Annotated in this window: 13 protein-coding genes; 7 read left to right on the plus strand and 6 right to left on the minus strand. The window is 54.9% G+C overall.

The window, feature by feature from the left end; all coding sequences use genetic code 11:
• Positions 1 to 228: 228 nt before the first annotated feature.
• The gene (locus O1724_RS18650; RefSeq protein WP_126296844.1) at positions 229 to 1,266 is read left to right on the plus strand and encodes a LacI family DNA-binding transcriptional regulator; all 1,038 of its coding nucleotides are present in this window, start codon (positions 229 to 231) and stop codon (positions 1,264 to 1,266) included.
• Here O1724_RS18650 and lysA read toward each other — a convergent pair.
• On the minus strand, positions 1,236 to 2,498 hold the full coding sequence (gene lysA / locus O1724_RS18655; RefSeq protein ID WP_003862815.1) for a diaminopimelate decarboxylase: 1,263 nt from the start codon (positions 2,496 to 2,498) through the stop codon (positions 1,236 to 1,238). The genes O1724_RS18650 and lysA overlap by 31 nt on opposite strands.
• A gap of 120 nt (positions 2,499 to 2,618) precedes the next feature.
• Between lysA and O1724_RS18660 the strand changes: the two genes are divergently transcribed.
• On the plus strand, positions 2,619 to 3,545 hold the full coding sequence (locus O1724_RS18660) for a LysR family transcriptional regulator (protein WP_023323697.1): 927 nt from the start codon (positions 2,619 to 2,621) through the stop codon (positions 3,543 to 3,545).
• Here O1724_RS18660 and O1724_RS18665 read toward each other — a convergent pair.
• Complete coding sequence (locus O1724_RS18665) at positions 3,540 to 4,232, minus strand: aspartate/glutamate racemase (protein ID WP_023323698.1); 693 nt, start codon at positions 4,230 to 4,232, stop codon at positions 3,540 to 3,542. The two genes, O1724_RS18660 and O1724_RS18665, sit on opposite strands and share 6 nt — an antisense overlap.
• A gap of 135 nt (positions 4,233 to 4,367) precedes the next feature.
• Here O1724_RS18665 and O1724_RS18670 point away from each other — a divergent pair, with 135 nt between their 5' ends.
• Positions 4,368 to 4,691, plus strand: a complete 324-nt coding sequence (locus tag O1724_RS18670; RefSeq protein WP_003862821.1) for a cupin domain-containing protein — start codon at positions 4,368 to 4,370, stop codon at positions 4,689 to 4,691.
• A gap of 33 nt (positions 4,692 to 4,724) precedes the next feature.
• Here O1724_RS18670 and wzz(fepE) read toward each other — a convergent pair whose 3' ends face one another.
• Positions 4,725 to 5,861 (minus strand): LPS O-antigen length regulator Wzz(fepE), encoded by a 1,137-nt coding sequence (gene wzz(fepE) / locus O1724_RS18675; protein ID WP_023314779.1) that lies wholly within the window; start codon positions 5,859 to 5,861, stop codon positions 4,725 to 4,727.
• 544 nt (positions 5,862 to 6,405) lie between these two features.
• Here wzz(fepE) and O1724_RS18680 point away from each other — a divergent pair.
• From O1724_RS18680 to O1724_RS18695, 4 genes are read left to right on the plus strand one after another with little or no spacing between them, the layout of a single operon-like run.
• Positions 6,406 to 7,296 (plus strand): carbohydrate ABC transporter permease, encoded by an 891-nt coding sequence (locus O1724_RS18680; protein ID WP_003862825.1) that lies wholly within the window; start codon positions 6,406 to 6,408, stop codon positions 7,294 to 7,296.
• The gene (locus tag O1724_RS18685) at positions 7,289 to 8,191 is read left to right on the plus strand and encodes a carbohydrate ABC transporter permease (protein WP_003862827.1); all 903 of its coding nucleotides are present in this window, start codon (positions 7,289 to 7,291) and stop codon (positions 8,189 to 8,191) included. The genes O1724_RS18680 and O1724_RS18685 overlap by 8 nt, the downstream gene beginning before the upstream one ends.
• 12 nt (positions 8,192 to 8,203) lie before the next feature.
• Positions 8,204 to 9,331, plus strand: coding sequence for an ABC transporter ATP-binding protein (locus tag O1724_RS18690; protein ID WP_003862829.1), 1,128 nt, complete (start codon positions 8,204 to 8,206; stop codon positions 9,329 to 9,331).
• A gap of 13 nt (positions 9,332 to 9,344) precedes the next feature.
• On the plus strand, positions 9,345 to 10,631 hold the full coding sequence (locus O1724_RS18695; RefSeq protein ID WP_003862832.1) for an ABC transporter substrate-binding protein: 1,287 nt from the start codon (positions 9,345 to 9,347) through the stop codon (positions 10,629 to 10,631).
• An 82-nt stretch (positions 10,632 to 10,713) separates the two neighbouring features.
• Here O1724_RS18695 and araE read toward each other — a convergent pair whose 3' ends face one another.
• From araE to kduI, 3 genes are all read right to left on the minus strand, one after another.
• Positions 10,714 to 12,129 carry an arabinose-proton symporter AraE gene (gene araE, locus O1724_RS18700; protein WP_003862834.1) on the minus strand — a complete coding sequence of 472 codons (1,416 nt, stop codon included), beginning with the start codon at positions 12,127 to 12,129 and terminating at the stop codon, positions 10,714 to 10,716.
• Positions 12,130 to 12,441: 312 nt separating this feature from the next.
• Complete coding sequence (gene kduD, locus O1724_RS18705; RefSeq protein ID WP_003862835.1) at positions 12,442 to 13,203, minus strand: 2-dehydro-3-deoxy-D-gluconate 5-dehydrogenase KduD; 762 nt, start codon at positions 13,201 to 13,203, stop codon at positions 12,442 to 12,444.
• A 63-nt stretch (positions 13,204 to 13,266) separates the two neighbouring features.
• Entirely contained in the window at positions 13,267 to 14,103 is an 837-nt protein-coding gene (gene kduI / locus O1724_RS18710; protein WP_003862837.1) for a 5-dehydro-4-deoxy-D-glucuronate isomerase, read from the minus strand.
• Positions 14,104 to 14,351: the final 248 nt, after the last annotated feature.

Here is a 14,351-nt window from a genome sequence, read left to right on the forward strand (position 1 = left end):
TAGCGCCCACAGGCGCTTTGTTCTGTGATTAAGCTCTCAATGAGGTAAGAGGTATTCCAGATTGCGATTTATCACCATTTTGGCATGCCAATGACAGGCATTTATCCCGCTGGCGAGGATCGTTACCGAAAAGCGTGATCGTTATGGGGTTTTGCCCTTCCCACGTCGCTTATGCGCCGGATGGTCTGTGTTAAACTGCAAACCATTACGTGGAAACAGGAATTTCGAATGGCAACAATGCTGGATGTCTCACTGCGTGCGGGCGTGTCGAAGGCCACCGTTTCGCGCGTGCTGAACGGCACAGGTCAGGTTAAAGAGAGCACGCGTCAGCAGGTATTTCGCGCGATGGAGGAGCTGGGCTATCGTCCGAACTTTCTCGCGCGTTCGCTGGCTAACCAGACCAGCAACAGCATTGGTCTTGTCGTCTCGACGTTCGACGGTTTTTACTTTGGTCGTTTGCTACAGCAGGCGTCACGGCAGACCGAAAAGCACGGAAAACAGCTGATTGTCACCGACGGTCACGACGCCCCTGAACAGGAAGAACAGGCGGTGCAGATGCTCGCCGACCGCAAGTGCGACGCCATCGTGCTGTACACGCGATACATGAGCGAAAAGACGATCCTGAAGCTGATCAACCGCGTGCAGACGCCGCTGGTGATCATTAACCGTGAAGTGAGCCAGGCGGCGGATCGCTGCGTCTTCTTTGAACAGCAGGACGCGGCCTTCAAAGCGGTGGATTACCTGATAAGCCAGGGTCATCGGGAGATCGCCTGTATCACCGTCCCGATCCACACCCCAACGGGTAAAGCGCGGCTGATGGGCTACCGTAAGGCGCTGGAGAAGCACGGTATTCGTCTCGACGAGCGGCGGATTAAATACGGCGATGCAGGCATGACGCGGGGTTACGAGCTGTGCAAGGAGCTGATTGCGGAAAAGACATCGTTCAGCGCCCTGTTTGCCTGTAATGATGATATGGCCCTGGGCGCCTCCAAAGCATTACACCAGGCCGGGCTGAAGATCCCGCAGGATATTTCGCTGTTTGGTTTTGACGATGCCCCCAGCGCAAAGTGGCTGGAGCCTGCCCTGTCGTCGGTATATTTGCCGATCGACAACATGATCGTCACGGCAATCGACCAGGCGATCCGGCTGGCAAAAAACCAGCCGGTTGAAGCGATCCCGCCGTTCACCGGCACGCTGGTTTTACGCGATTCGGTGACAACAGGGCCGTGGTTTTATCAGACCAGCTCTAACGCCAGCAGCTCCTGAATGGTCTGGCGACGGCGAATCAGCCGCGCCACGCCGTTATCAAACAGCACTTCCGGCAGCAGCGGGCGGCTATTGTAGTTGGAAGACATAGACGCCCCGTACGCACCGGTATCATGCAGCACCAGATAATCTCCCGGTTTTACCTCTGGCAGCGAACGGGTTTCGACTTTCCCGCCTTCCTGCTGAGTAAAGACGTCACCGGATTCACACAGCGGGCCGGCAACAACGGTCTCGATGCGCGGCGCGTTGACCAGATCGCGGCCATCGGCGGCAAGCGCGGTAATGTGATGATAGCTGCCGTACATGGACGGGCGCATCAGGTCGTTGAAGCCAGCATCAATCAGCACAAAGTGACGGCTTCCCATCTCCTTCACGCTCCGCACCTGCGCCACCAGCACGCCAGCTTCGGCGACCAGGAAACGACCCGGCTCAATCTCCAGCTTCACCGCATGGCCCAGATGGGCAGCGATCCTGTCACGCGCGGCGCTCCACAGGCCGTAATAGTGATCCGTGTCGATCGCCTCTTCTCCTTCGCGGTAAGGGATCGAAAGCCCTCCCCCGGCGGAGATCGCCTCCAGATCCTGACCAAAATCGATAACCTGACGCACCATTGCGCCACAGACCTGCTCAAGATGGCCATAATCCACGCCGGACCCGATATGCATGTGAATGCCCACCAGCTTGAGGTTGTAGCGTTGTAAAACCTCCAGCGCCGCAGGCATATCGGCATACCAGATCCCGTGTTTACTGTTTTCGCCCCCGGTGTTGGTTTTCTGACTGTGGCCGTGACCAAAGCCCGGGTTGACGCGCAGCCAGACGCGATGGCCAGGAGAGACCTGCCCAAGCTGTTCCAGCATATCCACCGAACCAGCATTGACCGGGATTTGCAGCTCGTGCACGCGCGCCAGCGTGGCGTCGTCTATCAGGTCAGCGGTGAAGACGATCGCGTCGCTGTCGGCTTTCGGATCAAACCCGGCCGCCAGCGCACGTTCGATCTCACCCAGCGATACGGAGTCAACCTTCACGCCCTGCTCGCGCATCAGGCGCAGAATATGAATATTGGAGCAGGCCTTCTGCGCAAAACGCACCACGTCAAACTGATGCAGCGCGGCGATCTTCTCGCGGACAATCTGCGCATCGTAAACCCACACCGGACAGCCGAATTCGGCAGGCAGGCGCAGCAGGTTATCGGCGTTTAAATCGGTTTCGGTCTGGTTGAGCGGGCGTGGCATGGTCGTCTCCGGAAATCTGTTTTTTATCATTACGCCATAGCCTGAAGAGAATAAAAAATATCGTTTTATCGTGAGTCTATGCAAAAATGATATGGAACACGCTCAGCCATCAGGTGCCCTATGCCCGCCGTTAACCTACGCCATATCGAGATTTTTCATGCGGTGATGACCACCGGCAATCTCACTGAAGCCGCGCACATGCTGCACACCTCGCAGCCGACGGTCAGCCGCGAGCTGGCGCGTTTTGAGAAAGTGCTGGGGCTGAAGCTGTTTGAACGCACCCGCGGCAGGCTGCATCCAACGGTGCAGGGTTTACGTCTGTTTGAGGAGGTTCAGCGCTCCTGGTACGGGCTGGACAGGATCGTGAGCGCGGCAGAGAGCCTGAGGGAGTTCCGCCAGGGCGAACTGTCCATCGTCTGCCTGCCGGTCTTTTCCCAGTCATTCCTGCCGGTACTGTTACAGCCGTTTCTGGCCCGCTATCCGGAGGTCAGCCTGACCATCGTGCCGCAGGAGTCGCCGCTGCTGGAGGAGTGGCTTTCGGCCCAGCGCCACGATATGGGTCTGACCGAAACCCTCGTCACGCCAGCGGGAACGGAACGCACGGAGCTGCTGTCGCTGGATGAGGTCTGCGTGCTGCCTGCCAGCCACCCGCTTGCCCACAAAACGGTGCTGACACCGGCGGATTTTCACGGTGAGAACTATATCAGCCTGTCGCAGACCGACAGCTACCGGCAGCTTCTGGATGGCCTGTTTGCCGAACATCAGGTGAAGCGGCGGATGGTGATGGAAACGCACAGTGCGGCGTCAATTTGCGCGATGGTGCGCGCGGGCGTGGGTATTTCGGTGGTGAACCCGCTCACGGCCATGGACTACGCCAGCAGCGGCGTGGTTCTGCGCCGTTTTAGCGTTTCCGTTCCCTTTACCGTGAGCCTGATCCGCCCGCTGCACCGGCCCGCCTCAGCGCTGGTTGATGCCTTTAGTGAACATCTGATTGCGCACGCGCGTCAGGTGGCGCTTCGCTTACCTGACCTGCAAAAACCTTTATGACAGCATAAACTCCACCGCATCCGCGGCATGGATGGCGGCGGTATCGAAGACCGGTATCGGGCTTCGGTCTGCCGGCACCAGCAGACCGATTTCGGTACAGCCGAAGATGACCCCTTCCGCTCCCTGCTGCGCCAGTTTCTCTATCACGCTGACGTACCAGGCGCGCGAAGCTTCGCTGAAGGTGCCCAGACACAGCTCATCAAAAATAATCTGGTTAATGCGCGCCCGGTCAGCCTCCTCCGGGATCAGGCTTTCAATCCCGAACTGGCTGCTCAGCCGCCCGCGGTAAAAATCCTGTTCCATGGTGTAGCGCGTCCCCAGCAGCGCCACGCGCGTCATGCCGGCGGTACGTATGGCACGCCCGGTGGCATCCGCGATATGTAAGAACGGCAGCGAACAGCGGTCTTCAATGTGCGACGCCACCTTATGCATGGTGTTGGTACACAGCAGAATACCCTGCGCGCCCGCACGCTCCAGCCCGAGCGCGGCGTCCGCCAGTATCTGCCCCGCTTTGTCCCACTCCCCGCTCGACTGGCAGGCTTCTATTTCATGGAAATCCACACTGTGCAGCAGCAGGCTGGCCGAATGCAGACCGCCCATACGCTGTTTAACGCCTTCATTAATCAGGCGGTAGTACGGGATCGTTGATTCCCAGCTCATGCCCCCTAACAGACCGATCGTTTTCATCTTTCCTCCTGTGCGTTTCACCCAGTGAAGCAAACTTGTGATCGCCTTTCCAGTTATTTGGCTAAACGTTTCCTTTTCTCGGCGGGTGAGATAAGTTAATTGAAACAATGTTTCATTACATAACAGGGCGAAAATATGTTTATTTTCCATAAAGAGACCACGCTTGAGGATCTGGGCAACGGCGTGACGCGTCGTATTCTGGCGCACGACGGCAGGATGATGGCGGTGGAAGTGAATTTCGAGGAAGGCGCGATTGGCCCGATGCATAACCACCCGCATGAGCAACTCACCTACGTTCTCTCGGGGGAATTTGAGTTCACCATTGGCGAGGAGAAGCATGTGGTGACCGCGGGCGACACCCTCTATAAAGCGCCGCACGTGATGCACGGCTGCGTTTGCCTGAAACCCGGCACCCTGCTGGATACCTTTACGCCGGTACGCGAAGATTTCCTGAAATAAAAAAAGGCGCTCAGTTGAGCGCCTTTTTTGATGTTATTCCGTTACCGGCTCAGGAAGTTGTTCCGGCAGCGGGTTGCGGGTGCTCATAGCCTCGCGCAGCAGCACGCTGCCACAGGCGAATAGTCCACCCAGAATACACGCCAGCAGCACGATGAGGGCTTTGCCCGGGCCATCTTTTTTCACCGGCATAGAAGGTGAAAGCTGGTATTTGAACGGCTCCAGGCTCACATCTTCGAAGGAGAGTTTTTGCAGCTGTGCCAGATAGTATTCGCGGTTCTGGAAATCGGCGTTCAGCTCAGAAACGTCCTTGAGATTTTTTTCAATCTGCAATTTCTGCGCAATCCCGTCAGCACCGAGTGCGACGGAATAATCCGGATCGTCTTTCACCGCCTGTCCATTGCTGTAAACCGGCTTTTTGATCCCAGCCGCGTTCGCCACTTCCAGCGAGTAGTTCAGGCGTTGCAGGTTGGTATTGTGGATATTGGTCAGACGGACCCGATCCAACTCCAGCTGCTGCTGTACCGTTTTGGTTCTCAGGATCAGCTGATCGCGAATGTTTTGCATGGTCTCCTGCTCGACGATGCGGGAGATGTACTGAATGTAACCATTCAACACTTTCTGCGCATCCTCTGCCGTTGGGGCTGTGAAGCTTAACGTCCAGGAGAGGTATGGTGCTTTATCGGCATTTTTTTCCTGCGTGTTATCAACAGCCTTCATCTTTTCGGCAATATTGACCACCGCGCGGTGCAGCTCCAGCGGGTCAACCTCAGCGCCATCGAGCTGAGCCATCACGTAAGGTGAGCTCTTCATGTACTCTTCAAGCAGAGACTGGGACTGAAACTTTTTGATAAACAGATTAAACACATCCGCACGGGTAATTTTCACGTCGACATCAAGCACCTGGAGCGCCACCATCATCTGGCGCAGCGAACTCCACTGCGTCTGTTCCGCGGGCGTAATGACCGCTTTACTGGTCCATTTTTGCGGTATCAGAAAGGCGATTGCCAGGCCGACCAGTGCAAATGCAAAGACAATGGTGATGATGCGTTTTTTTGCTGCCAGCAGGACGTCCAGCAGACCCAGAAGATCTATTTCTTTAGCGCTGACCGCCGGGGGAGCATAGTGAGGAAAATTGAGATCCGTATGTTTTTTGAAATCCATCGCTGACATAACTGTTCTTCTTTTAAGGATGCAGTGAAATTCTGCCTGACTGGTTCCGGTGTAACAAATCATACAAGAATGTAAGAATTATCTGAATGACGAATTGGTACATCTGTAGACCTGCTATCAGATCTGGTAGTTAGCCACGCTGCGTGACTATTGTTATTCCTGCTCCCCTTTTGCTTCATTATCTCTTCCTCATGGGCCGCGGCGAACGTCCGTGGAAAGTCAAAAATGCCACCTCCCTCACTATATTGAAACAGCGTTTCGACGCTGATCACATTTCCACCATTAAGCGAATGACGCAGAAATAAATCGCAATAATATAAAATAAAACGATGTTTTAGTATCCAAGAACACCGGTTCAGCTCTTTTGAAACCCGAAGCGCTTACACCACGACGAAAGACAAAAAAGCGTTAAAAAACAAACGTAGGTTTTGCCGTTGCCAGACGTTGCACCCTGAATTTCAGCTCCCATGCCGCGCATCGCAGGCCTGGGAAAATGTAACAAAGCAGATTTCGTATTAAACCATTGATTGCCAGGTAGGTATGTATGAATGAAAACAAGCTGCTGGGGCTCGCATGGATATCACCCTATATCATCGGGCTGATACTCTTTACGGCATTCCCCTTCGTCTCATCGTTTTTCCTCAGCTTTACGGATTACGATTTGATGAGTCCGCCGGTGTTTAACGGCATCGAAAACTATCGCTACATGTTTACCGAAGACACGCTCTTCTGGAAATCCATGGGCGTGACCTTTGCCTATGTATTTTTAACCATCCCGCTAAAGCTCGCCTTTGCATTAGGAATTGCCTTTGTCCTGAACTTTAAATTACGCGGCATCGGCTTTTTCCGAACGGCCTACTATATTCCGTCGATCCTCGGCAGCTCCGTCGCCATTGCCGTATTGTGGCGCGCCTTATTTGCCATCGATGGCCTGCTGAACAGCTTTATCGGCGTTTTTGGCTTTGATCCGGTGAACTGGCTGGGCGAGCCGTCGCTGGCGCTGATGTCCGTTACCCTGCTGCGCGTCTGGCAGTTCGGTTCCGCGATGGTCATCTTCCTGGCCGCGCTGCAAAACGTACCGCAGTCCCAGTATGAAGCGGCAATGATCGATGGCGCATCGAAATGGCAGATGTTCATGAAGGTGACCGTGCCACTGATTACGCCGGTGATCTTCTTCAACTTCATCATGCAGACCACGCAGGCGTTCCAGGAATTTACCGGGCCGTACGTGATTACCGGCGGCGGGCCAACCTATTCGACCTATCTGTTCTCGCTCTACATCTACGACACCGCCTTTAAGTATTTCGATATGGGCTATGGCGCGGCGCTGGCGTGGATCCTGTTCCTGGTGGTGGCCGTGTTCGCCGGTATCGCCTTTAAGTCGTCGAAATACTGGGTGTTCTACTCCGCCGATAAAGGAGGCAAAAATGGCTGATATTCAACAACTCTCCACGGCAAGAAGCGTCGCCGAACGCGAAGTGGCCCGCACGCTGCGCAGAGAGAAAATCAACGCCTCCGTTCGCTATGTGATTCTGCTGGTTGTCGGCCTGCTGATGCTTTACCCGCTGGTGTGGATGTTCTCCGCGTCGTTCAAACCGAACCACGAGATCTTCACCACACTGAGCCTGTGGCCTGCCCACGCCACCTGGGATGGTTTCGTAAACGGCTGGAAAACCGGCACCGAGTACAACTTCGGCCATTACATGCTGAACACCTTTAAGTATGTGATCCCGAAAGTGATCCTGACCATTATCTCCTCCACCATCGTGGCGTACGGCTTTGCCCGCTTCGAGATCCCGTGGAAGAAGTTCTGGTTCGCCACGCTCATTACCACCATGCTGCTGCCCAGCACCGTGCTGCTGATCCCGCAGTACCTGATGTTCCGTGAAATGGGCATGCTCAACAGCTATATGCCGCTGTACCTGCCGCTGGCCTTCGCCACTCAGGGGTTCTTCGTCTTCATGCTGATCCAGTTCCTGCGCGGCGTCCCGCGTGACATGGAAGAGGCGGCGCAGATTGACGGCTGTAACTCCATTCAGGTGCTGTGGTACGTGGTAGTGCCGATCCTGAAACCGGCCATTATCTCCGTCGCCCTGTTCCAGTTCATGTGGTCCATGAACGACTTTATCGGGCCGCTGATTTACGTCTACAGCGTGGATAAATACCCCATCGCACTGGCGCTGAAAATGTCCATCGATGTCACCGAAGGCGCGCCGTGGAACGAAATTCTGGCAATGGCGAGCATCTCCATTCTGCCATCCATCATTGTCTTCTTCCTGGCACAGCGCTACTTCGTACAGGGCGTCACCAGCAGCGGAATTAAAGGTTAAGAGGGAAATACCATGGCTGAAGTTATTTTCAACAAGCTGGAAAAGGTCTACTCCAACGGCTTTAAAGCGGTACACGCTATCGATCTTAAAATTGCTGAAGGGGAATTCATGGTGATCGTCGGCCCATCCGGCTGCGCCAAATCCACGACACTGCGCATGCTGGCGGGGCTCGAAACCATCAGCGGCGGCGAGGTGCGCATTGGCGACAAGATCGTGAACAACCTCGCGCCGAAAGAGCGCGGTATTGCAATGGTGTTCCAGAACTATGCCCTCTATCCGCACATGACGGTGCGCGAGAATCTGGCCTTTGGTCTCAAGCTGAGCAAACTGCCGAAAGATCAGATTGAGTCTCAGGTGAATGAAGCTGCCAAAATTCTTGAACTGGAAGAGCTGCTCGACCGCCTGCCGCGCCAGCTTTCCGGCGGCCAGGCGCAGCGCGTGGCGGTAGGCCGTGCGATTGTGAAAAAACCGGATGTATTCCTGTTCGATGAGCCGCTTTCAAACCTCGACGCCAAACTGCGCGCTTCGATGCGTATTCGTATTTCCGACCTGCACAAGCAGCTGAAGAAATCCGGAAAACCGGCGACCACCGTTTACGTGACACACGACCAGACCGAAGCGATGACCATGGGCGACCGCATCTGCGTGATGAAGCTCGGCCATATCATGCAGGTGGATACGCCGGACAACCTCTACCACAGGCCGAGGAACATGTTCGTGGCGGGCTTTATCGGCGCGCCGGAGATGAATATACGCAAAAGCGTGCTGGTCGAAAAAGCGGGCCAGCTGCACATCGCCATTGGCGATGAAACCATGCCGCTGAACGCGGAGAAGCAGGAGAAAGTCGCGGCCTACGCGGGTCAGGAGATTTACTACGGCGTGCGTCCGGAATTTGTGTCGCTCTCTGATGAGCCCTTCCCGAACGGCGGCTGTAGCGGGGAGATGGTGCGCGTTGAGAACATGGGCCACGAATTCTTTGTGTACCTGAAGGTCGCGGACTACGAACTGACCGCCCGAATCCCGTCCGATGAAGCTAAACCAATGATTGATAAGGGGCTTCATCGTAAGGTGTATTTCACGTTTGAGATGAACAAGTGTCATATTTTTGACGCAAAAACTGAACAGAACCTCTCTCTCTGATGGAGTGATAAAAATGAAAAAAGTGCTTTTAAGCGCAGCAATCTCCGCGACCCTGGGTCTTACCGCTTTGCCATCGATGGCGCAGAATGTGGATTTACGGATGTCCTGGTGGGGCGGCAACGGCCGTCACCAGGTCACCCTGAAAGCGCTGGAAGAGTTCCATAAGCAGAACCCGGACATCAACGTGAAAGCGGAATACACCGGCTGGGATGGTCACCTCTCCCGTCTGACCACCCAGATTGCGGGCGGCACCGAGCCGGACGTAATGCAGACGAACTGGAACTGGCTGCCGATCTTCTCGAAAACCGGTGACGGCTTCTACGATCTGAACAAGATGAAGGACGTGATTGACCTGTCGCAGTTCGATCCCAAAGAGCTGCAAACCACCACCGTGGACGGCAAGCTGAACGGCATTCCGATCTCGGTGACGGCGCGCGTGTTCTACTTCAATGACGAAACCTGGAAAAAAGCGGGTATTGCGTACCCGAAAACCTGGGACGAGCTGATGGCGGCCGGTAAAACCTTCGAGAGCAAGCTCGGCAAGCAATACTATCCGGTGATCCTGGAGCATCAGGATACGCTGGCGCTGCTGAATTCGTACATGATCCAGAAGTACAACATTCCTGCGGTGGATGAGAAAACCAAAAAGTTCAGCTACACAAAGGAACAGTGGGTAGAGTTTTTCCAGACCTACAAAAAGCTGATCGACAGCCACGTCATGCCAGACACCAAATACTATGCCTCGTTCGGTAAGAGCAACATGTATGAAATGAAGCCGTGGATCCAGGGTGAATGGGGCGGCACCTACATGTGGAACTCGACCATCAACAAATATTCCGACAACCTGAAGCCACCGGCGAAACTGGAGCTGGGCAACTACCCAATGCTGCCGGGCGCCACCGACGCAGGTCTGTTCTTCAAACCGGCGCAGATGCTGTCGATTGGTAAGACGACCAAAAACCCGGAGGCGGCAGCGAAGCTGATTAACTTCCTGCTCAACAGCAAAGAAGGGGTCGATACGCTGGGTCTTGAGCGCGGCGTGCCGCTGAGCAAAGTGGCGGTGCAGTATTTGACCGAAGACGGCACCATTAAAGAGGACGATCCTTCCGTGGCAGGCCTGCGTCTGGCGCAGTCGTTGCCGGCGAAACTCACCGTCTCGCCATACTTTGACGACCCACAGATTGTGGCGCAGTTCGGTACCTCTTTGCAGTATATCGACTACGGGCAGAAAACCGTGGAAGAGACGGCCGCTGACTTCCAGCGTCAGGCGGAGCGTATTTTGAGACGTGCGATGCGGTAAAAACAAAGCCGGGTGGCGCTTCGCTTACCCGGCCTACACGGTATCGTAGGCCCGGTAAGCGAAGCGCCACCGGGCAATGACATTACACGCCGATATTACGTAGTTTCTCCCCTTTCATCAGCTTGCGTTCAATATGCTCCAGGGTCACGCCTTTGGTTTCCGGGATCAGCCAGAATGTCACGCCGATAAACGCCACGTTCAGCACCGTATAGAGCCAGAAGGTGCCTGCCGCGCCAATCGCATCCAGCAGCGTCAGGAAGGTCGCGCCAATGATCATATTCGACACCCAGTTGGTGGTGGTGGAACAGGTGATACCAAAGTCGCGGCATTTCAGCGGCTGAATTTCAGAGCACAGGATCCACACCACCGGTGCGGCGCTCATCGCGTAACCGGCGATGCACATCATGGTCATGCCAACGGAGAGCCAGGAGAGGCCGCTTGACGCCGTGCCGTTATCGAACTGCATCAGGCAGTAACCAAGGATCAAGGTGCCGAGCGCCATTACGCTAAAGCCAATTTTCAGGGCCGGTTTACGTCCGGCCTTATCGACGGTGAACACCGCGATAAAGGTGGCGAACATAAAGGTTAGCCCCACCACCAGCGTGGCGATCATCTGCTGTTCGGTGGTGGTAAAACCAGCCATTTTAAAGATGCGTGGGGCATAATACATGATGATGTTCATCCCCGTGAACTGCTGCATCGCCTGTAACAGCATGCCGAGGAACACCGCGCGGCGCACGTTGCGGTTCGCCTTAAACAGGGACCAGCCGCCCTGCTTCAGCTTCAGGCTTTCGCGGATTTCGTTCAGCTCTTCACGCGCTTTTTCGGACGTGTCGCGCAGCATGCGCAGCACCTCTTCCGCCTCCACGTGACGCCCTTTTTGCGCCAGCCAGCGCGGGCTGTTCGGCAGGAAAATGACTAACACAATCAGCAGCACCGCAGGCAGCGCCAGCACGCCAAGCATTGCCCGCCAGTTGCCGCTGTAGCTGAAGTACGTATCCGACAGGAACGCCAGCACGATACCGAGCGTCACCATCAGCTGGTACATGCTGATCATCTTCCCGCGCACGTTTTCGCTCGCCATTTCGGAGAGGTAAAGCGGCGCGGTGTAGGACGCGATACCTACCGCCACGCCCAGCAGCACGCGGGAAAGCAGCAACACTTCAACGTTGGTGGCAAACGCCGAACCAAGAGAGCCAGCAACAAACAGGATCGCCCCGACCATCAGGCTGTATTTGCGCCCTAGACGGAACGACAGCCAGCCGTTAAACAGTGCGCCGATGGCCGCACCCAGCATCATGCTGCTCACCACCCACTCTTGCAGGCGGTTGCTTAACGTAAAGTGGTCGGTAATAAAGGGCAGTGCGCCCGCGATAACGCCGATATCCAGACCAAACAGTAAACCGGCTACGGCGGCCGCAACAGAAACAAACTGGTTCATGCGTCGGGTATCGCGCAGCGCAGCGGGCATAAGGGTAGAGTCATTTACAGATGTCATTGTTTCCTGCCTCAACAGCGAAATTCGTTAAGTGAAATTACGAGATACCGGAAGAAAGTGTCAGGCCGGAAATGGTGAAGATATGGATTATTTCGCTACGACACACCGATCTGTGATGGACATTACAATTTCAAATCTGGATGGTTTAACCTTATTTTTGATTAATTAGTTAATATTTAAGCAATAAATGTGTGACACCCGTCATTTATTCCTTTTCAGTATGGATTTTTCATCTTTAAGGATATGGATTAAGCCAATTTTGACGCAAAAAAAACCTCTACCCGAGGGCAGAGGTTCTTTATTCGGGCTGACTTAACGTGCCAGCCAGCCGCCGTCTACGGCAACGGTGTAGCCGTTAATGTAGTCCGAAGCCGGGGACGCCAGGAATACAACCGGGCCCATCAGATCGCTCGGCAGACCCCAGCGACCCGCTGGAATACGCTCCAGGATTGCCGCGCTGCGCTCTTCATCCGCACGCAGCTGCTGGGTATTGTTGGTGGCCATGTAGCCCGGCGCAATCGCGTTGACGTTGATGTTGTGCTGCGCCCACTCGTTCGCCAGCAGGCGGGTCACGCCCATCACGGCACTCTTCGATGCGGTGTAAGACGGCACGCGGATGCCGCCCTGGAAAGAGAGCATGGAGGCAATATTAATGATCTTGCCACCTTTCCCCTGAGCAATGAAGTGCTTCGCAGCCGCCTGGGACATAAAGAACACGCTCTTGATGTTCAGATTCATCACGTCGTCCCAGTCCGTTTCGCTGAAGTTAATCGCGTCTTCACGACGGATCAGGCCGGCGTTGTTGACCAGAATATCGATATGCCCAAACTCCGCCACCGCGCGATCCAGCAGCTCAGGGATCGCATCGATTTTGCGCAGGTCCGCGGTCAGGCTCAGGAAACGGCGGCCCAGCGCGGTGACGCGCTCGATGGTTTCCGTTGGCTCAACGATGTTAATCCCGACGATATCGCAGCCCGCTTCCGCCAGACCTAACGCCATACCCTGCCCCAGCCCGGTGTCACAACCGGAAACCACAGCCACTTTACCTTGCAGAGAAAATGCATCCAGAATCATGTTTGTTCCTTAATCGTTCAGCGCCTGTCAGCAACAGGCAGATGTATGCTTAACTGCCTGCGACTAGCGCAGATCCTTAACAGCGACGTGGTCCATGTCATCAAAGACCTGGTTTTCACCGACCATCCCCCAGATAAAGGTATAGGCTTTCGTTCCCACGCCAGAGTGGATGGACCAGCTCGGCGAAATGACTGCCTGCTCGTTGTGCATAACGATATGGCGCGTCTCCTGCGGCTGTCCCATCATGTGGAACACGCAGGCGTCTTCATCCATGTTGAAATAGAAGTAGACTTCCATGCGGCGCTCGTGGGTATGGCACGGCATGGTGTTCCACAGGTTGCCCGGCGCAAGCTCGGTCAGCCCCATGCTGAGCTGGCAGGTTTCCAGCACATCCGGAACAAAATATTTGTTGATGGTGCGACGGTTGCTGGTGAGGTTATCGCCAAGGGTCACCGGGGCAACATCCGCTGGCGTGACTTTTTTGGTTGGATAAGTCGTATGAGCCGGGGCGCAGTTGTAGTAAAACTTCGCCGGTTTGCTGGCATCAATGCTGGCGAACACCACCTCTTTCGCGCCTTTGCCGACGTACAGCGCGTCGCGGTGACCAATTTCGTAGCACTGGCCATCGACGGTAATGGTGCCCGGCCCGCCGATGTTAATCACGCCCAGTTCACGGCGTTCGAGGAAGTAGCTCACGCCCAGCTGTTTGCCCACTTCACCGCCCACGGAGACGGTTTTCGCCACCGGCATAATCCCGCCCACAATAATGCGGTCAATATGGCTGTAGACCATGGTGTACTTGTCGGCTTCGAACACTTGCTCGACTAAAAACTCACTGCGCAGCCCCTGAGTATCCAGCATTTTAGCGTGCGCACTGTGGATGCTTTGTCTGACGTCCACGTAAACCTCCAGAATTGATCGTGCCCGAAGGCAAAGATAAATAACGAAACAACGTTCAGTTTTCGTGATGAACACATATTATCCCCTGACAACGGGGTTTTCAATTGCATTTAAAACAACGTTTCATTTTTTCTGCCTGTTTATGCCAGAAATGGAGTTTCGATCACGATAAATCTTTAAGACCCTCAATCTGGTTAATGAAAATGAGAAAGTGCGCTGTCAGTCACACATAATGAAACAACGTTTTG

The sequence above is a fragment of the Enterobacter cloacae complex sp. HYC074_NIDB genome (assembly GCF_056673345.1).

Coding starts and splice junctions, on each gene's coding strand:
- O1724_RS18650 (WP_126296844.1), top strand. CDS start 229: ATGGCAACAATGCTGGATGTCTCACTGCGTGCGGGCGTGTCGAAGGCC.
- lysA (WP_003862815.1), bottom strand. CDS start 2,498: ATGCCACGCCCGCTCAACCAGACCGAAACCGATTTAAACGCCGATAAC.
- O1724_RS18660 (WP_023323697.1), top strand. CDS start 2,619: ATGCCCGCCGTTAACCTACGCCATATCGAGATTTTTCATGCGGTGATG.
- O1724_RS18665 (WP_023323698.1), bottom strand. CDS start 4,232: ATGAAAACGATCGGTCTGTTAGGGGGCATGAGCTGGGAATCAACGATC.
- O1724_RS18670 (WP_003862821.1), top strand. CDS start 4,368: ATGTTTATTTTCCATAAAGAGACCACGCTTGAGGATCTGGGCAACGGC.
- O1724_RS18680 (WP_003862825.1), top strand. CDS start 6,406: ATGAATGAAAACAAGCTGCTGGGGCTCGCATGGATATCACCCTATATC.
- O1724_RS18685 (WP_003862827.1), top strand. CDS start 7,289: ATGGCTGATATTCAACAACTCTCCACGGCAAGAAGCGTCGCCGAACGC.
- O1724_RS18690 (WP_003862829.1), top strand. CDS start 8,204: ATGGCTGAAGTTATTTTCAACAAGCTGGAAAAGGTCTACTCCAACGGC.
- O1724_RS18695 (WP_003862832.1), top strand. CDS start 9,345: ATGAAAAAAGTGCTTTTAAGCGCAGCAATCTCCGCGACCCTGGGTCTT.
- araE (WP_003862834.1), bottom strand. CDS start 12,129: ATGACATCTGTAAATGACTCTACCCTTATGCCCGCTGCGCTGCGCGAT.
- kduD (WP_003862835.1), bottom strand. CDS start 13,203: ATGATTCTGGATGCATTTTCTCTGCAAGGTAAAGTGGCTGTGGTTTCC.